This is a genomic window from Pandoraea pnomenusa, assembly GCF_000767615.3.
GTDB classification, from domain to species: domain Bacteria; phylum Pseudomonadota; class Gammaproteobacteria; order Burkholderiales; family Burkholderiaceae; genus Pandoraea; species Pandoraea pnomenusa.
In genome coordinates, this window is sequence record NZ_CP009553.3 from 2,368,105 (window position 1) to 2,386,210 (window position 18,106).

The 18,106-nt window shown below is 65.3% G+C and carries 15 protein-coding genes; 8 read left to right on the forward strand and 7 right to left on the reverse strand.

The genetic code is table 11. The features are described 5' to 3' along the window. Positions 1 to 92: 92 nt before the first annotated feature. Positions 93 to 2,726, reverse strand: a complete 2,634-nt coding sequence (gene cphA, locus LV28_RS34655) for a cyanophycin synthetase (protein WP_038617749.1) — start codon at positions 2,724 to 2,726, stop codon at positions 93 to 95. Positions 2,727 to 3,020: 294 nt separating this feature from the next. Between cphA and LV28_RS34660 the strand changes: the two genes are divergently transcribed. The 3 genes from LV28_RS34660 (at position 3,021) to LV28_RS34670 (ending at position 6,936) form a co-directional block, all read left to right on the forward strand. Then, entirely contained in the window at positions 3,021 to 5,453 is a 2,433-nt protein-coding gene (locus LV28_RS34660) for a cyanophycin metabolism-associated ABC transporter (RefSeq protein ID WP_038617746.1), read from the forward strand. A gap of 19 nt (positions 5,454 to 5,472) precedes the next feature. Continuing rightward, positions 5,473 to 5,940, forward strand: coding sequence for a cyanophycin metabolism-associated DUF1854 family protein (locus tag LV28_RS34665; RefSeq protein ID WP_038617743.1), 468 nt, complete (start codon positions 5,473 to 5,475; stop codon positions 5,938 to 5,940). An 87-nt stretch (positions 5,941 to 6,027) separates the two neighbouring features. Next, positions 6,028 to 6,936, forward strand: a complete 909-nt coding sequence (locus LV28_RS34670) for a recombination-associated protein RdgC (RefSeq protein ID WP_023874537.1) — start codon at positions 6,028 to 6,030, stop codon at positions 6,934 to 6,936. Positions 6,937 to 7,209: 273 nt separating this feature from the next. On the opposite strand, the gene LV28_RS34675 is transcribed toward LV28_RS34670, so the two are convergent. After that, positions 7,210 to 8,115, reverse strand: a complete 906-nt coding sequence (locus LV28_RS34675) for a LysR family transcriptional regulator (protein WP_038617739.1) — start codon at positions 8,113 to 8,115, stop codon at positions 7,210 to 7,212. A 179-nt stretch (positions 8,116 to 8,294) separates the two neighbouring features. Here LV28_RS34675 and LV28_RS34680 point away from each other — a divergent pair, with 179 nt between their 5' ends. Both LV28_RS34680 and LV28_RS34685 read left to right on the forward strand, forming a co-directional pair. Further along, the gene (locus tag LV28_RS34680) at positions 8,295 to 9,008 is read left to right on the forward strand and encodes an SDR family oxidoreductase (RefSeq protein WP_038617737.1); all 714 of its coding nucleotides are present in this window, start codon (positions 8,295 to 8,297) and stop codon (positions 9,006 to 9,008) included. A gap of 26 nt (positions 9,009 to 9,034) precedes the next feature. Further along, positions 9,035 to 9,826 (forward strand): SDR family NAD(P)-dependent oxidoreductase, encoded by a 792-nt coding sequence (locus LV28_RS34685; RefSeq protein ID WP_038617735.1) that lies wholly within the window; start codon positions 9,035 to 9,037, stop codon positions 9,824 to 9,826. Positions 9,827 to 10,313: 487 nt separating this feature from the next. Here the strand turns inward: LV28_RS34685 and LV28_RS34690 are convergent, their stop codons facing one another. Next, entirely contained in the window at positions 10,314 to 10,502 is a 189-nt protein-coding gene (locus LV28_RS34690; RefSeq protein WP_023595727.1) for a hypothetical protein, read from the reverse strand. A 350-nt stretch (positions 10,503 to 10,852) separates the two neighbouring features. On the opposite strand from LV28_RS34690, the gene minC reads away from it, so the two are divergent. Genes minC through minE form a run of 3 tightly spaced genes read left to right on the forward strand, consistent with a single transcriptional unit; the run spans position 10,853 to position 12,734 of the window. Continuing rightward, on the forward strand, positions 10,853 to 11,611 hold the full coding sequence (gene minC / locus LV28_RS34695) for a septum site-determining protein MinC (protein ID WP_023595728.1): 759 nt from the start codon (positions 10,853 to 10,855) through the stop codon (positions 11,609 to 11,611). Between the two features lie 43 nt (positions 11,612 to 11,654). Next, positions 11,655 to 12,470: a septum site-determining protein MinD gene (gene minD / locus LV28_RS34700; RefSeq protein ID WP_023595729.1), complete on the forward strand. Its 816-nt coding sequence runs from the start codon at positions 11,655 to 11,657 to the stop codon at positions 12,468 to 12,470. A gap of 9 nt (positions 12,471 to 12,479) precedes the next feature. Further along, positions 12,480 to 12,734, forward strand: coding sequence for a cell division topological specificity factor MinE (gene minE / locus LV28_RS34705; RefSeq protein WP_023595730.1), 255 nt, complete (start codon positions 12,480 to 12,482; stop codon positions 12,732 to 12,734). Positions 12,735 to 12,898: 164 nt separating this feature from the next. Here the strand turns inward: minE and LV28_RS34710 are convergent, their stop codons facing one another. The 4 genes from LV28_RS34710 to LV28_RS34725 all read right to left on the reverse strand — a co-directional run bounded on the left by LV28_RS34710 (position 12,899) and on the right by LV28_RS34725 (position 18,099). After that, positions 12,899 to 13,930: a DUF1571 domain-containing protein gene (locus tag LV28_RS34710; protein ID WP_255315165.1), complete on the reverse strand. Its 1,032-nt coding sequence runs from the start codon at positions 13,928 to 13,930 to the stop codon at positions 12,899 to 12,901. Position 13,931: 1 nt separating this feature from the next. Further along, complete coding sequence (locus tag LV28_RS34715) at positions 13,932 to 15,731, reverse strand: AMP-binding protein (protein ID WP_069106826.1); 1,800 nt, start codon at positions 15,729 to 15,731, stop codon at positions 13,932 to 13,934. A gap of 113 nt (positions 15,732 to 15,844) precedes the next feature. Further along, entirely contained in the window at positions 15,845 to 17,167 is a 1,323-nt protein-coding gene (locus tag LV28_RS34720) for an acetyl-CoA C-acetyltransferase (protein ID WP_048806365.1), read from the reverse strand. Beyond that, on the reverse strand, positions 17,164 to 18,099 hold the full coding sequence (locus LV28_RS34725; RefSeq protein WP_025249062.1) for a MaoC family dehydratase: 936 nt from the start codon (positions 18,097 to 18,099) through the stop codon (positions 17,164 to 17,166). Before LV28_RS34725 ends, LV28_RS34720 begins: the two co-directional genes overlap by 4 nt. Positions 18,100 to 18,106: the final 7 nt, after the last annotated feature.

An 18,106-nucleotide genomic window follows, 5' to 3' on the forward strand; every position in this document is an offset into this window, starting at 1 on the left:
GTGTTCGGTAACTAACTAACAGGCGCCTCGGAGACGGCGGCGCGGGACGCGCCCGCGAACCGCCGCTCAGGCGCGGCAACGGCTCGTGGGCGTCAGGCGGCCATGGCCCGCATCGGTTGACCCATCCACAGATGCACGAGATCGAGCATCGCGGCAGCACCGCCTTCGTCGGCCTGCAGCAAGAGCAAATCGCCGCTCGCCAGTTCGGCCAGCGCCGCTTCGGCCGCCGTGCGGCGGGTGCCGGCGTCGACCACTTGCACCTTGCGCTCCACCGCTTCGATGCCGGTGCGAAGCTGGGCGCGCGATTGCGCCAGCCCGCGCTTGCGGGACACGCTCAAGTCGTCGCACAGCACTACGCGCTCGAAGGTCTGGCCGAGCAGGCGGCCTTCGGCTTGCAGGTCTTCGTCCATGCGGTCCAGACCCGGGCCGTAGACCGCGATGCGGCGCTCGGCAGGCAGGGTGGCCAGCGCGTCGACCAGTGCCTTGAGCGCCGGCGCGTTGTGTGCGTCGTCGACCACGACCGTGGCGCCTTGCTTCTCGAACAGCGTAAAGCGGCCCGGTGCGTCGACCTGGCCGACGTCGAACGTCGTCACGCCTGCGCGCAGGACTTCGAGCGCCACGCCCATGGACCACGCGGCAGCCACGGCGGCGAGCACGTTCTCGACCTGGAAACCGACCCGGCCGGCATACGTCAGCGGCATGTTTGCCGTGGCGCCCACGCCGACTTCCTCCGTTCCCGTCGCGAGCACCACCTGGCCGTCACGCACGAACACGGTGCGCTTGCCGGCGGCACGGTGCTCGGCGATGGCGGGCAGATGCTCGTCCAGCCCGAAAAAGATCACGTCGCCGTCGCAGAGCTCGGCCATTTCCACGACCAGCGGATCGCGGGCATTGAGCACGGCCACGCCGTCGGGCAGCACGACATCGACCTGGGTGCGCATTACGCTGAACATTCGGTCGACGTCTTCGACGAAATACTGACCCAGATGGTCCGGGCGATCGATGTTCGTCACGATGCCGACCTGGCAGCGGTCGTAGGCGAGGCCTTCCGAGAGAATGGCGGTGTTGTCGTTTTCGAAGACGGCAGCGGTCACGCTGGCGTTCATCAGCACGCGGTTCGCGGCGTCCCAGTTTGCGCGGTCGCCACTCTGGACAAGGCGCTTGTCGAGGAACAGGCCGTCGCTGCATGCCAGACCGGTGTGCTCGCCCGCCAGTTGCAGCAGGTGCGCGAGCAGACGGGCCGTCACGGTCTTGCCGTTGGTGCCGGTAATGCCGACGACCGGAATGCGGCCGCTGTCGCCGTCGGGGAAGAGGTGATCGACGATAGCCCGGCCCACGGGGCGTGGCGAGCCGTCAGCCGGCTTCAGATGCATGAGCAGGCCCGGCCCGGCGTTGACTTCGACGATGGCGCCGCGCTGCTCGGCGAGCGGGCGGGAAATGTCTTCGGCCACCAGATCGACGCCGGCGATGTCCAGCCCGACGATACGTGCGGCAAGCGAGGCGTGCGCGGCCACGCTCGGATGCACGCGGTCGGTGACATCGAACGCAACGTTGCCGTTGCGCTGGATCAGCACGTTCTTGCCCTCTGGCGGCACCGAGTCGGCGTCGAAGCCCTGACGCCGGAGTTCGAGCCGCGCGGACGAATCGATGCGCACGCGATTGAGCGGCTGGTCCTCGGCGCTGCCGCGACGCGGGTCACTGTTGATCTGGCGCTCGATGAGTTCCAGAATGGTGTGCTGGCCGTCGCCGACGACCGACGCCGTTTCGCCCATGGCAGCCGCCACGACGCGTCCGCCCACCACCAGCAGGCGGTGCTCGAGACCCGGCACGAAGCGCTCGACGATGACGCCGTTGCCTTCTTCGAGTGCCACCTCGAACGCTGTGGTGACTTCTTCTCGCGTGGTGAGATTGATGAACACGCCCCGACCGTGGTTGCCATCGTAAGGCTTCACGACGACCGGCAGGCCGATGTCTTCGGCCGCTTCCCACGCGTCTTCGGCGCTGTCGACGAGCCGGCCTTCCGGCACGGGCACGCCGCACGATTCGAGCAGTTGCTTGGTGAGGTCCTTGTCGCGCGAGATGCTCTCGGCGATGGCCGGGGTGCGGTCGGTCTCGGCCGTCCAGATGCGGCGCGCGGCGGCGCCGTAGCCCAGTTGCACGAGATTGCCGTCCGACAGTCGCAGATGCGGAATGTCGCGGTCGTCGGCCGCATCGACGATGCACGCGGTGCTCGGGCCGAGACAGTGCTTGTCGACCAGGCCCCGCAAATGTTCCACGGCAGCCTCCACATCGTAGGGGCGGTCCTCGATCGCGGCCATGACGAGGTCGCGCGCGGCGAACAGCGCCGCGCGGGTCACGTCTTCATGCCAGGCGCGCACGATGACCTTGTAGACACCCCGGATCGGCGTTTCGCGTGCCTTGCCGAAGCCGCCGGGCATGCCGGCGAGGTTCTGAAGTTCGAGCGTGACGTGTTCGAGGATGTGGCCCGGCCACGTACCTTCGCGCAGGCGCTGAAGAAAACCGCCGCGCTCGCCGATGCTGCAACGATGCTCGATGAGCGTGGGCAGCCACGCGGAGAGCCGCTCGGGAAACCCCGGGATCTTGTTTGACGGGAAGTCTTCGAGTTCGCCGATATCGACCCATGCCTCAAGCACCGGCCGATATGTCCACATATTCGGGCCGCGCAGCGACAGGACATCGAAAATCTCAATGTCTTTCTTTTTCATCTAAGGCTAATTACGCGTGAGGGCGGGGTTTCGGAGAGGCCGGCAACGCCAGTTTCAGACGGGACGGCCGGTCGCGCTCTTACAGTTAACTGGTTACTTAACGCAAAAATTCACATTCGGTTGACCGTCACAACAATATTTCCATGTTGCACCGTGTCATGCGGGAACTCCGCGCCGCAAAAGGCGTCGCTGTGGTTATACTTGCGGCAATTTCGCGGACTGACAGGGAAAGTTCGCCTCGTTTTCTACCCCGTTTGCCGATGTCCGCCCCTTGAGGACACGTCTGCCGCAGCAATGACCGACACCTCCACTCCGGCGGCTTCTTCCGCCGCCACTCCGACCGCGTCCTCCGAGAGCAGCCCCGCCGGCGCCTCGACTTCCGTGTCGTTCGCCTCCCCCCGAAACGCTGCCGCCGAGCCATGGTATCCGGCGCTTGCCGCCCAATTGGCCGACGGCGAAACCGTGCTGGCGTGGCTCTCGCTCGATCTCGACGCCCGGCTTCACTTCGCGCAGGGTGTCGCCGTGGCGACGGACCGGCGCATTCTCGCGCGCGAGGCGCAAAGTGGCCGGCCGACGCCCGCGGCCCACGCTTGGCAGTCGTGGCCGTATCGCGCCGACTTGTCGATCACGCATGCCGACCACGCCGGCGTGGGCTCGCTCGAGCTTTGCGACGCCCGCGAGAAACTGGCTACCTGGCGCTACACGCTGGGACACAACCCGGCGGCGCTGGCGTTGATGGACACCATCGTGCGTGAGCGCGACGCGCTCGTCGCGGGTCATGCCGCCCGTCACGAGCCCGAAGCGCCGGGCGTCTGCCCGATCTGCCAGGCCGAACTGCCGGCGGGCGACGACGAGTGCGCGCAGTGCAACCCGGAAGCCGAGGCCCCGCCGTCGACGTGGGCGCTGCTGCGATTGTGGCGTTTTGCCAGGCCGTATCGCTTCCAGCTTTTGGCCGGCTTTCTGCTCACGCTGTGCGCCACGGGCGCCACGCTGATCCCGCCGTATCTGACGATGCCGCTCATGGACAACGTGCTGATTCCGTTCCAGAACGGCAAGCCGATCGATTACATGCTGGTCGGCAAGTATTTGTCCGGGCTGCTGGGCGCGGGGCTGGTGGCCTGGGTGCTCGGCTGGGCGCGCACGTACCTGCTCGCGAAAGTGTCGGAGCGTATCGGCGCCGACCTGCGTACGGCCACGTATTCGCATCTGCTGCGTCTCTCGCTGGAATATTTCGGGGGCAAGCGCACCGGCGACCTGATGGCGCGCATCGGCTCGGAAAGCGACCGCATCTGCGTGTTCCTGTCGCTGCACCTGCTCGACTTCGCGACCGACGTGCTGATGATCGTCATGACGGCAGTCATTCTGGTGTCGATCAATCCGTGGCTGGCGCTGGTCACACTCGTGCCGCTGCCGTTCATCGCGTGGCTGATTCATCTGGTGCGCGACCGGCTGCGTCACGGCTTCGAGAAAGTCGACCGGATCTGGTCCGAAATCACCAACGTGCTGGCCGACACCATTCCGGGCATTCGCGTGGTCAAGGCCTTCGCGCAGGAAAATCGCGAGGTGGCGCGTTTCAAGGAGGCCAACCGTCACAACCTCGTGGTCAACGATCGCGTGAACCGGGTGTGGTCGCTGTTCTCGCCGACGGTCACGTTCCTGACGGAAATCGGCCTGCTTGTCGTGTGGATCTTCGGCATCTGGCAGGTCTCGAAGCATGAGATTACCGTCGGCGTGCTGACGGCCTTCCTCACCTATATCAGCCGTTTCTATACCCGTCTCGATTCGATGAGCCGCATCGTGTCGGTCACGCAAAAGGCCGCAGCTGGTGCGAAGCGCATCTTCGACATCCTCGATCACGTCTCGAACGTGCCCGAGCCGGTCAACCCCGTGCACCTCAAGGAAGTGAAGGGGGCCATCGATCTGCGTGACATCGGCTTCCGCTACGGCAACCGGGCGGTGATCCGGGGCATGGACCTGCGCATCGCGCCGGGCGAGATGATCGGTCTGGTCGGACACAGCGGCTCGGGCAAGAGCACACTGGTGAACCTGATCTGCCGTTTCTACGATGTGGCTGAAGGCGCGATCCAGATCGACGGCGTGGATATCCGGGCGCTGCCGGTCTCCGACTTCCGCCGCAACGTGGGCCTGGTGTTGCAGGAGCCGTTCCTGTTCTTCGGCACGATCGCGGACAACATCGCCTATGGCAAGCCCGACGCGACACGTGCCGAGATCGTCGCCGCCGCGCGCGCCGCGCACGCGCATGAATTCATCCTGCGTCTGCCGCATGGCTACGATTCTCTCGTGGGCGAGCGCGGGCAAGCCCTCTCGGGCGGCGAGCGTCAGCGAATTTCCATCGCCCGAGCGTTGCTGATCGATCCGCGAATCCTCATTCTCGACGAGGCAACGTCGTCGGTCGACACGGCCACCGAAAAGGAAATTCAGAAGGCGCTCGACAATCTCGTCAAGGGGCGCACGACGATCGCCATCGCGCACCGTCTCTCGACATTGCGCAAGGCCGATCGTCTTGTGGTGCTCGATCGGGGCAGGATCGTCGAAGTGGGCAACCACGACGAACTGATCGCGCGCGAGGGCGCCTATTACAAGCTCTACCAGGCGCAGCAGCGCAACGTCGACACGGACGCCGACGAGGCCGTGGCATCGGCCGAGGCCGCCGCCAGCGTGGCCGCGGTGACCGCCGCCCCGGTCCAGCCGCTGTCCGTCAACTGAACCGTTCGCGAAGACTCCCATGCAGATCGATTTCACCTTGTCGCGCAACGCCTTTGGACGTTTGGTGCTGACCGATGCCGCCGGCATCGCCCACGAGGGCGTGGTGCCCGTGCGCGCTTTTCCCATTGCCGCGCCGGAAGAGGGGCTGGCGCTCGTGAGCGTCGACGGCCGCGAGCTGGTTTGGCTCGACTCGCTCGACGCGCTGCCCGCCGCCATGCGCGTGCTGGTGCAGGAAGAGCTCGCCGCGCGCGAGTTCATGCCGGAGGTGCTGCGCATCGTTGGCGTATCGACGTACGCAACACCCAGCAACTGGACGGTCGAGACCAACCGCGGCGAGGCCACGTTCGTGTTGCGCGGCGAAGAGGACATTCGCCGGCTCGGCGCGCAGACGCTGCTCATTACCGACAGTCACGGCATCCACTTCCTGATTCGCGATTCGTCCAGGCTCGACAAGCCCAGCCGCAAGATTCTGGACCGCTTCCTCTGACCGGGGCGGGGTGTTTCGCGAGCCTGCATTTCGCGCGATGACGCGGCACTGGTAAAATCGCTGCTTTTGCTTTTTGCGGTGATGCCGATGTGGTTCAAGAATCTTCAGTTGCACCGAATTCCTGCCGGTTGGTCCATGAGCGTCGCGCAAATGGAGGAGGCGCTCGAGAAGCATGCCTTCCGCGAGGGCGGCAGCCTCGAAATGCAGGTGCAGGGCTGGGCGCCGCCGAGAGACGGCGGCGAGCTCGTGCATAGCGTCAACCGGCAGTTCCTATTGGCGTACCGCGCCGAGAAGAAGCTGCTGCCGACGACCGTCGTCAATCAGGTCACGCGTGCGAAGGCGGCCGAGCTCGAGGAGCAGCAGGGCTTCAAGCCCGGTCGCAAGCAGATGCGCGAGCTCAAGGAGCAGGTCACCGACGAGTTGCTGCCACGTGCCTTCGGCATTCGCCGCGACACGCGTGTGTGGATCGATCCTGTCAACCGCTGGCTGGTGATCGACGCCGCCTCGCCCGCCAAGGCCGACGAGGTGCGCAGCCTGCTGCTGAAGACGCTCGACATCACGCTCGAGAGCGTGGAGCTCAACGAGGCGCCGGTGGCCGTGATGACGTCGTGGCTGGCGGGCAACGACGCGCCGCCGGGGTTCACCGTCGACCAGGACGTGGAGCTGCGCTCGAATACCGACGAGAAGGCCGCCGTGCGCTATGTGGCGCATCCGCTCGACGGCGCGGACGTTCGCCAGCACATCGAGGCGGGCAAGCGTTGTACCAAGCTGGCGATGACGTGGAACGACCGCATCTCGTTCGTGCTCACCGATGCGTTCATCATCAAGCGCGTGACACCGCTCGACATCATCAAGGACGCCGCCGATCCGACGGCCGAAGGCGAGGCCGAGAAGTTCGACGCCGACGTGGCCCTCATGACCGGTGAGCTCGCGCGCATGCTCGACGACCTTGTCGAAGCCGTGGGCGGCGAGCGTCAGATGGACAAGGCCGCCTGAGTTCGCCCGACGCGTCCGATACGTCCGATACGTCCGATACGTCCGATACGTCCGATACGTCCGACGTGTGCCAGGCGGACGCGGACGGACGCGGACGAATAGCAAGCTTCGCCGCGCGCTGCACCGGTGTGGCAGGCGTCATCCAGCATGAAAAACGCCGCGATGTCCGAAAGGGGCGTCGCGGCGTTTGCTTTGCGGTGTGCGGATCCGGCGCGGGCGCGATCCGTCGGGCGCGCATGCGCCGGCAAGGCGCAGTGGGAGCGTTGCCGTGCGTCAACGCTCCGGCCAACGCCATGCCGCGCGCAACCGATCTCGCATGAAGTCGATGAACGCGCGCGTGCGCGGCGCCAGATGTGGACTGTGCGGATACACGGCATGCAACGGTGACGCCGGAATCGGCAGATCGGGCAGCACGCGCACGAGGCGTCCCGCCTCGATATCGTCGCCCACGTCCCAGATCGACTTCTGGGCAATGCCCGCGCCATGCAACGCGAGTTCGTGGGCCGTGTCGCCGTCGTCCACGACATAAGTGTCGCGCACCTGCACCCGAACCGTTTCGGACTGCCATATGAATCGCCAGTCGCCATGCGGTGAATTACCGAACAGAATGCAATCGTGCTGTTGCAGTTCACCTGCGTCGCGCGGCGTGCCGCGCCGTGCGAGATAGTCGGGCGAGGCGATGAGCACGCGATAGTTCGGCGCGAGTTCCTGCGCGACGAGGCTGGAGTCGGGCAAGGTCCCGACGCGGATCGCCACATCGATGCCGTGCGCCACCAGGTCGACCCACAGATCGCTCAACGAAAGATGGATCTTCACGTCGGGATGCCGCTCGCGAAACGCGACCAGCAGCGGGGCGAGCTGGCGGCGTCCGAACGCGCGTGGCGCGCTGATGCGAAGCACGCCGCCGACGGTGTCCGACTGACGCGACATCAGCCGCTCCGTCTCCGCAATTTCCGCGAGGATCCGCCGGCAGCACGTGTGAAAGACCTGCCCCTCCTCGGTCAATGCCTGCCTGCGCGTGGTGCGGTTGAGCAACCGCACCCCCAGTCGCTGCTCGAGCAGTCCGAGCCGCTTGCTCACGACGGCCAGCGACAGCCCCATCTCGCGAGCGGCCGCCGACAGGCTCCCCGTGGCAACGATGCGGTCGAAGAGGGTGAGGTCCAGCGTATGCTCGATCATCGCGCTTCGATTCTCAATAATTTGAAGAGAGTGATTCCATTTTTTAAGGGATTATCGTTTTTTACGATCAGGATCACAATAGCCTCATGACATGACGACGCCGTTGGCGCGCAAGCGCCCGCCAGGCACCGATGTCGCCTTTCCCGCAAGGTCTCACTTCTTCATTCAGGAGTTTTAGCATGTTCGATTTCGAAGGTCAGCGCGTATTGGTCATTGGGGGCAGTTCCGGCATTGGTCGCGCGGCGGCGCAGGCATTTGCAAAAGCGGGCGCCGCCGTGACGATCGCCTCGCGCAGCCAGGCGAAGCTCGACGCCGCGCTTGCCACGATCGGCAGTACCGCGCGCGCGGTTGTGCTCGACACGGGCAACGCCGCCGCGGTCGAACGCTTTTTCGAGGAACACGCCCCGTGGCAGCACGTTGTGATTTCCGCCGCCCAGACCCCCACGGGGCAGGTGCGCAAACTCTCGCTCGAAGACGCGCATACCGCGTTCGACAGCAAGTTTTGGGGGACCTACCACGTGGCGCGTCACGCGCGCATCGAGGCGGGCGGTTCGCTCACGCTTACGTCGGGCTACCTGAGCGTGCGCCCGAGCACGGCGTCGGTGGTGCAAGGCGCGATCAACGCCGCCGTCGAGGCGCTCGGCCGCGGCCTTGCGCTCGAACTCTCCCCCGTTCGCGTGAATACCGTGTCGCCGGGGCTGACCGTCACCCCGCTTTGGAACAAAATGGCCGAAACCGACCGTGAGGCGATGTATCGCAACGCCGCCGAGCGTCTGCCGGCGCGCCGCGTGGTGGCCGCGGACGATGTCGCCAATGCGATTCTCTATCTCGCGGGCACGCCGAGCGCCACGGGCTCGACCGTGCTCATCGACGCGGGCGGGGCCATCGCCTGACATCTGGCATTTTCGGGAGCACATACATGCATATCGATCTGAAAGACAAGCTCGCGCTGGTAAGCGCGTCCACGGCGGGCATCGGGTTCGCCATTGCTCACGGTCTGGCCGCCGCCGGTGCGACGACGATCGTCAACGGTCGTTCGACCGCGAGCGTCGATGCAGCGGTGGCCAGGCTTCGCGAAGCACTGCCGCATGCACAGGTACGCGGCGTGGCGGCCGACCTGTCGACCGCATCCGGGTGCGACGCGCTCGTGTCGGCGGTACCGGATGTGGACATTCTGGTGAACAACGCGGGCGTGTTCGGGCCCCAGAATTTCTTCGACATCCCGGACAGCGAGTGGGAGCGGTTCTACGACATCAACGTGCTGAGCGGCGTGCGCCTGTCCCGTGCCTACTTGCCCGGCATGGCGCAGCGAGGCTGGGGGCGCGTGATCTTCATCTCCTCGGAATCCGCGCTGAACATCCCCGAGGACATGATTCATTACGGCATGACGAAAACGGCGCAATTGGCGGTGTCACGCGGACTGGCCAAGCGTATGCGCGGCACGGGCGTCACGGTCAATGCCGTGTTGCCCGGGCCGACGCTGTCCGACGGCATGGCGGGCATGCTGCGGCAGGCGGGCGTGCCCGAGAACGCCGACATGGTGCAGGCGGCGGCGGAGTTCGTGCGAGCGCACCGCCCGTCGTCGATCATCGGTCGAGCGGCAAGCACGACCGAGGTCGCGAACATGGTCGTCTATGTTGCGTCGCCGCAGGCGTCGGCCACCACGGGCGCCGCCTTGCGCGTGGACGGTGGTGTGATCGATTCGCTATGAGCGTTCGTCCTGTATGACACGATGGCCGTCCGGCGAACCGATGTCGACGGACGGTCATGGCGGCGCCGGGCCGGAAATTGCTGCGCCGCGACAGGCGTGCGATATCCATGCGGCGCATTTTGACCTGGCGCAAAACACGGTATACCCGAATGACTTTCGAGTACCCATTTCGATAGGGATTGCCTAGAATGGAAGCGTGCCATCCCGCCATGTCGAAGTTAGGAGGCCGCCATGCTTACAGGGAGCTTGATAGCAATGTTGGTGATCGTGCTGGTCGTCGGCGCGGCCGTCGCCTGGCTCGTGGATCGCAACTGGTGCCGTGAGCACCCGAGTGCGAGGCACACGTGGCGGCGCACCCGTCGTGGCGACATACGGCACAGCTGAGTTGCGCCGGATTGTCGGGGCAATGCGCTCCGCCCAATGAAAAGCCCGCCTTCCGGCGGGCTTTTTTGTTGCGGCTGACACCTCTACTGCAGGCTGGGGGGGCTCAGGCGACGGCCTGGAGGACGTACTTGCCCTGGACAGTCAGGCGCGGGGACTTCACACCCGGCTCCAACTCTTCCCATTCGATCAGTTTGCTTTCGAGCAACGATTCGAGGTCCGGGCGATTGAGCTCCACTTGCTCCGGAGCGTCCTTCACCAGCATCAGGGTGGCAAATTCATGATGACTCAGCATCTTCGTCTCCCGGTTTGCGGTTCCACTAGGGGTCCCTCGTCAGGGACTTTAAGGATAGGTCACGAATATGGCACTTGCGCGACAAAATTCGCACTTTCGTTGCTGCTATGCAGCAAGCGTTGCCATGGACTTTTCCACCGCCAGAGTAGCCTTTGGCGATGACGAGAGTGTGTCAATCCCCAGGCAGGGGCAAGTGTCGAGTGGTGTGTGAAACATAGGCATATGCTGCAATGCAGCACGGTCGATATTTGAGGCAATCATGGGGTTGCCCTGCTGATTTGCGGTTTGCTCGCACGCAAGGAACGGTAGAATGGCCCAATTTGCCAGCAATTCGCGCACACTCACCTGACATGCCGCAAAAGAAAACGCCGTACTTCGAGTTACGCAGTGGAGCCGTCGATACCCTGCATTTCGTTGTCAAGACGCCGCAATTGGACACCCTGCGCTCGGAACTGGCGCAACGTTTCGAGGCGACCCCGGAGTTTTTTGCGGGCGACACGGTCGCCATCGACGTTCGGCGTCTGGCCGGCGACGAGCGCGTTGCCGTGCCCGCGTTGGCCGAAATGCTGGCCGAATTCCGCATGAAACCCATCGGCGTGGTCGCCAATGCGGAACAGGCCGAGTGGGCAGTCGTCGACGGTCTTCCGCGACTGGACAGCCACGAGCGCCGAGTGCCGCGTGCGGCACGCGAGAGCGCGAGCGAGGCTGAGGCCGAAGCGAGTGTCGCCGAGGCGGCCGCGCCTGCCGCGCCGGCGCCGTCCGAGGCGTCGGCGATTCCTTCGACCATCATCGACCGTCCGCTTCGCTCGGGTCAGCAGATCTACGCAAAGGGCGATCTGATCATCCTCGATCTCGTGAGTTATGGGGCCGAGGTGATCGCGGAAGGTAATATTCACATTTACGCGCCGCTGCGGGGGCGGGCACTGGCAGGTGTGAAGGGCAAGCTCGATGCTCGCATCTTCTGCACCTGTCTGGAACCCGAGCTGATTTCCATCGCCGGCATATACCGGACTGGCGAATATGCGCTGCCGCCCGAAGTTCAGGGGCGGTCGGTGCAGGTGCGGCTGGTAGACGACAAACTGATTTTCGAGCCCCTCGGGCTCAAATGATTCGTAGCTAATTTCATCCTCAAGTTTGGGAAGGCATCGACAGATGGCAAAAGTGATTGTGGTGACCTCTGGCAAGGGTGGCGTCGGCAAGACGACGACCAGTGCCAGCTTTTCCGCCGGCCTCGCCTTGCAGGGGCACAAGACGGCAGTCATCGATTTCGACGTGGGTCTGCGCAATCTCGACCTCATCATGGGGTGCGAGCGCCGCGTGGTGTATGACCTCATCAACGTGATTCAGGGCGAGGCGAACCTCAACCAGGCGCTTATCAAGGACAAGTCCTGCGAGAACCTCTTCATCCTGCCCGCCTCGCAGACGCGCGACAAGGAAGCGCTCACGCAAGCCGGCGTCGAGAAGGTCATCAAGGACCTGAGCGACATGGGCTTCGAGTACATCGTGTGCGATTCGCCGGCCGGTATCGAATCGGGCGCGCTGCTCGCCATGCATTTCGCGGACGAAGCCCTCGTGGTGACGAACCCGGAAGTGTCGTCGGTGCGCGACTCGGATCGCATTCTGGGCATTCTTTCGTCGAAGACGAAGCGCGCCATCGAAGGCAGCGAGCCGATCAAGGAACACCTGCTCATCACGCGTTACAACCCCAAGCGTGTCAACGACGGTCAGATGCTGTCGCTCGAGGACATTCAGGAAATCCTGCGGATCAAACTGATCGGCGTGATTCCCGAGTCGGAATCGGTCCTGCATGCCTCCAACCAGGGCACGCCGGCGATTCATCTGGACGGCACCGACGTGGCCGACGCCTACCGTGACGTGGTGAGCCGATTCAAGGGCGAGGACAAGCCCATGCGCTTTACCGACTATCAAAAGCCGGGGTTGTTGCAGCGCATCTTCGGCTCGAAGTAAGGAGCGCCCATGTCCTTCCTGTCTTTCCTCCTGGGGGAGAAGAAAAAGACCGCCGCCGTGGCGAAAGAGCGCCTGCAGATCATTCTGGCGCACGAACGCGCGGGCTCGTCGCCGCCGGCGGATTATCTGCCGGCCTTGCAGCGCGAGCTGGTTGCCGTCATCTCCAAATACGTCAAAATCGGACAAGACGACATCAAGGTCAGTGTCGAGCACCAGGACAACCTGGAAGTGCTCGAAGTGAAGATCGAACTACCGCAAACCTGAGCGTGCGCCGCCGACCGGCGCGCATTCTCCGGTCACGAATGTCCTGTCAGGCAAAAGCCCGCCACCCGCTGGTACGGATGGCGGGCTTTCGTCTTGCCCGCGCCGTGCGCGCGGCGCCGATGGCACGAGATTGCGCCGGATCGTGCCCCGTGCACGGCCACGGATCAGAACTTGTAGTCCGGGTTCCTGGGATCGAACGTGGCGTCTGTCCACTGCATTTTGCGCACCTTCTCGAAGCGCATCTCCTCGATCTTCTGTCCCGAGGCATCCCACGCCTCGATGCCGCGCGGCAACCCCGTCTTCAGATCGATCAGCACGCGTGACTTCCTGGCGTAGTGCTGCGGCGGCCCGGACGGCGCTTCCCATTCCAGTGCCGCCACGCGCACGCCATTCAGTTCGGATGCCGAAATTCTTGCGGGCTTGTCGGAGAGGCCTTCGGCACGGAAGCTTCGTCCGTCGTGCGCGATCCGTTCGGCGATGAATGCGAAGCCGAGATCGCGCACGGTGTGGTTCGATTGCGAGCGGGCGAGGGGGCCATCGATGCTGCTCCAGATCGACGTGAAGCCGAGAATGCCGCCGAGGTGGCCGTACATTTCCTTCGGGTTCTTCGTCTCGTCGTAGATGATCTCCTGCCCCGCATGCGCGCCGCCGGGCAGCCACTTCGCGTAGATCTGCAAGGGCTTCTCGCGAATCTTCACGAACATGCGATCGGGCGTAGTCTGCCACTGGTCGTTGATGCGCTCGTGGCGCGTGAGCTCGTACTGGTATTCCGGCAGTGCGGCGGATTCCGCCTTGAGTACGCGAACGAGCGCGTCGGCCTGCAGCGCCTGCAGGCGGGCGACGATCGCCTCGTCGCGCATTTTGGCCAACTCGCCGCTCTTGATCGCTTGCGTGAGCCACTGGGCCTGTGCGGCGACGGGCATCGCCGCGAGCCTCGACGCTTCGGCGTCAGGTGTGCCGGTGTCCGGGGCGACGGCGCTCGACGGCGTGGCTTCGGGCTGCGGCTGCGCTTGCGCGCGCACATCGGCGACGTGCAGCGCGGCCAGGAGCAGCGGCAGCGAGATCGCCAGCCGAATCGTTCGCGGCGTGCGGCGAGCGGCCCGGCTGGCGCGCTGAGCCGGCACGTCGGGCATGGCGGGCATGGCGGGCATGGCGGGCACGTCGGGCATGGCGCGCATGAGGGTTCGATGGATCATGTCATTTGTCTCCCTGGTTCGCGGGTGTCGGCGCGTGCGAGTCGCGCCCGTCGCTCGGTGCGGTCGTGGCGTGCGCAGCGCGCGAGTGACTTTCGTCATGCGTGCCGCGCAGTTCGCGCCGCAGAATCTTTCCCACGGTCGTCTTGGGCAGTTCGCCCTGGCGGAATTCGACGATGCGCGGCACCTTGTAGGCGGTCAGGTGTGCGCGGCAGTGCGCGAGGATCGCATCGGCATCGAGCTGCGGATCGCGAGCCACGACCACGAGTTTCACGCGCTCTCCCGCGATCGGGTCGGGCACGCCCACGACTGCCGCCTCGCGCACCCCGGGGTGGAGCATCACGACGTCTTCGATCTCGTTCGGATAGACGTTGAAGCCCGACACGAGGATCATGTCCTTCTTGCGATCGATGAGCCGCACATAGCCGCGCTCGTCCATCACGCCGATGTCGCCGGTCATCAGCCAGCCGTCGGCATCGATGGTGCTGGCGGTCTCCTCGGGGCGCTGCCAGTAGCCGCGCATGACCTGCGGGCCGCGCACGCACAGCTCGCCCGGCTCGCCGAGATCGGCCCACGTGCCGTCTTCGCGCCGAAACCTGACTTCGGTCGACGGCGCTGGCAGTCCGATGGAGCCGGTGAATTCGAACGTGTCCATATGGGCGAGATCGACCGGGTTCATCGTGACGATCGGCGAGCATTCGGTCAGCCCGTAGCCCTCGATGATCGGCTTGCCGGTCACCTCACGCCAGCGCTCGGCAATGGCGCGCTGCGTGGCCATGCCGCCCGCGAGCGAGAGCTTGAGCTTCGAGAAGTCGCGCGCGCAGAAGTCGGCGTTCTCGAGCAAGCCGTTGAAGAGCGTGTTCACGCCGGTCACGCCGGTGAAGGTCTCGTTGCGAATGATGTACACGACCTTCTTCACGTCGCGTGGATTCGCGATGAGGATGTTGCGCCCGCCCAGGCTCATGAAGATGAGGCAGTTCACCGTGAGCGAGAGGATGTGATACATCGGCAACAGCGAAAGGTTCACCTCGATGTCGCCGTTGAGCTGATCGGCAGCCCACGCTTCGGTTTGCAACAGGTTGGCGAGCACATTGCCATGGGTGAGCATTGCCCCCTTGGCCACGCCGGTCGTTCCGCCCGTGTACTGGAGGAATGCGAGATCGTCGCGCATGAGCGGCACGGGCATCGGCGCATGTTTCGCGCCCTGCGCGAGCGCACGACGCAGCGGGATCGCCTGCGGCAGATCGTAGGGGGGGACCTGCCTGCCGATGTGTCGCATGAGGAAGTTGACGGCGCGTCCCTTCAGATTGGCGCCGGGGGCGAGCAGATCGCCGATCTGTGTCACGAGGACCTGCTGCACGTCGGTGCCGGCAATCGCGTCCTGAGCGGTCTTCGCGAAGTTCTCGAACACGACGAGGGTGCGCGCGCCGCTGTCGACCAGTTGATGCTTCAGTTCGCGAACCGTGTACAACGGATTGACGTTGACGACGACCCCGCCCGCGATGAGCGTGCCGAAAAGGCAGATGGGGTATTGAAAGCAGTTCGGCATCATCAAGGCGACGCGCTCGCCTTTTCGCACGCCCTGCGATTGCAGCCACGCCGCGAACGCATGGGCCTGACGCGCCACTTCCGCGTATGTCATTTCGCTGCCGAGGCTCACGAACGCGACGCGTTCGCGGTACTTGTCGACCCACTCGTCGAACGCCTGCACGAGCGACGTGTAACGTGTCACGTCGATATCGGCGGGCACGCCGGGTGGGTAGGCACGCAACCAGACGCGCGCCTGCGCTACGGCTTGATCCATCATCGTCTCCCTGTATCGTTCACCGACCCGGCGGCGCGGCGCGGCTGCTCTGACGGCAACTCGACGTTCGCGCCCGGTCCGGCGATACCTATTGCCCCTTCATTGGCGTTACCTCATTCGCGCTCCAGCATGGCAACGACGCCTTGACCACCGGCGGCGCAAATCGAGATCAGGCCGCGTCCGCCGCCGCGCTCGGCGAGCCGTTTGGCGAGCGTGGCAAGAATTCGCCCGCCGGTGGCGGCGAATGGGTGACCGCAGGCCAGCGAACTGCCGTTCACGTTCAAACGACGGCGATCGATGCTGCCCAGCGGCGCCGCAAGCCCCAACCGGTCGCGGCAGTACTGCGGGTCCTCCCATGCCTTGAGCGTGCACAGCACCTGAGCCGCGAACGCTTCGTGGATTTCATAGAAGTCGAAGTCCTGCAACGTGAGACCGGCCTGCGCGAGCATGCGCGGCACGGCATAGGCGGGCGCCATGAGCAGGCCCTCACGCTTCGCGTCGTCGGGATTGAAGTAGTCCACGGCGGCCGTCCGCGAGTAGGTCAGATAGGCGAGTACCGGATGGTTGTGCGCGCGCGCCCAGTCCTCGCTCGCGAGTAGCACGCAGGATGCGCCGTCGGTCAGTGGCGTGGAATTCCCCGCGGTGAGGGTGCCGGCGGCGCTGCGGTCGAACACCGGTTTGAGGTCTGCCAGTGTCTCGAGCGAGACGTCGGGCCGCAGGTTGTTGTCGCGCTGCAAGCCGCGAAACGGCGTCATGAGGTCAAGGAAGAAGCCGCGCTCGTACGCCGCGGCCAAATGTCGATGGCTCGCGAGCGCGAGTTCGTCCTGCGCCGCGCGATCGATTTGCCACTGTTTTGCCATCAACTCGCAATGCTCGCCCATCGACAGGCCGGTGCGCGGCTCGCCGTTGCGCGGCAGCGCCGGGCGGAACAGCATGCCCGGGCGCACCTTGGACAGCGCGCCGAGCTTGCCGCCCGTGCTGCGTTGGCGATTGGCCTCGAGCAGGATCTTGCGCAGGTGCTCATTCACGCCGATCGGGGCGTCCGACGCGGTGTCCACGCCGCCCGCGATAGCGACGTCGATCTGGCCCAGCGCGATCTTGTTGCCGGTGAGGATGGCCGTCTCCAGGCCGGTGCCGCAGGCCTGCTGGACATCGTAAGCGGGGGTTTGCGGCGCCAGCGTCGTGGACAGCACCGATTCGCGCGTGAGGTTGAAGTCGCGCGCATGCTTGAGGACGGCGCCCGCGGCCACTTCCCCGAGGCACTCCCCATGCAGGTCGAAGCGGTCGACGAGGCCTTGCAACGCGGCCGTGAGCATGTCTTGATTCGACGCGGTGGCGTAGGCGGTGTTCGAGCGCGCGAACGGAATGCGGTTGCCGCCGAGAATCGCCACGCGCCGTAAGGCAGGCGCCGGTGCGGTCGGTTTGAATGCGCTCATGACTGGGGTTCCGTGTCGAAAGAAGAGGAAAAGGGCGCCGGCGCTTGCCAGCGTCCGCGCAGATGGGGGACGGTGCCCGCCGCATCGCGCAACTCGAAGACATCGCCCCGCGGCGCGCGCCAGAAAGTGACTTCGCCCGGCAGCAGCACGGGGGTCTTGAACTCGACGAGAAGATCGAGATCGTCGGCATGGGCAGGTACGACCTCGGCGAGCGCGCGCGCAAAACTCCACATGCCGTGGATGATTGGGCGTCGAAAGCCGAAAAGCCTTGCCGTGACGGGCCAGAGATGGATCGGGTTGTAGTCGCCCGACAGGCGCGCATACCGGCGGCCGAGGTCGGCCGGCACTTGCCATGTGCGCAATGCTTCCATGGGTATGCCGGCGGCCAGTTCGGCCCGGTAGGGCGTGCCGAGCGCATCGCGCACCCCGGTGCGCAGGTACAGGCTCTCGCCGGTCCACACCACCACGCCGTCGCGGCGCGCCGTGGTGACGACGGTGAAAACCTGTCCCTTGTCGTGAGCATGCAGCGCGCCGCTTCGCACGTCGAGATCGATCCTCTCACCCGGCGCGAGTGTGGCGCTCGAGCGGATCCGGTTGGCCAGGTGCACCATGCCGAGCATGGCGAACGGAAACGCACGATCCGTCATCAACAGCATGTGCAGCGGGAAAGCCAGCAGATGCGGCCACGTTGGCGGTACTGCGTTCGCGTCGCGAAATCCGCACAGCTGTGCGTAACGGGCGATGGCCGCCGCATCGAGCGCGACATTGCGCCTCGCGAACGCCAGCGTCGGGAGCGCGCGCGCCTCGGCCGGCTTGCGAGAGGTCAGCAGCGCGCGCAGGTAGAGATGCAGCGGCGAGGGCAGGTGCGTGACGTCCACGGCGGGCAACGCGTCATGCACGTCGTCGCAGGGGCGGGGGCGGTCGTTGGGCATCGCGTTG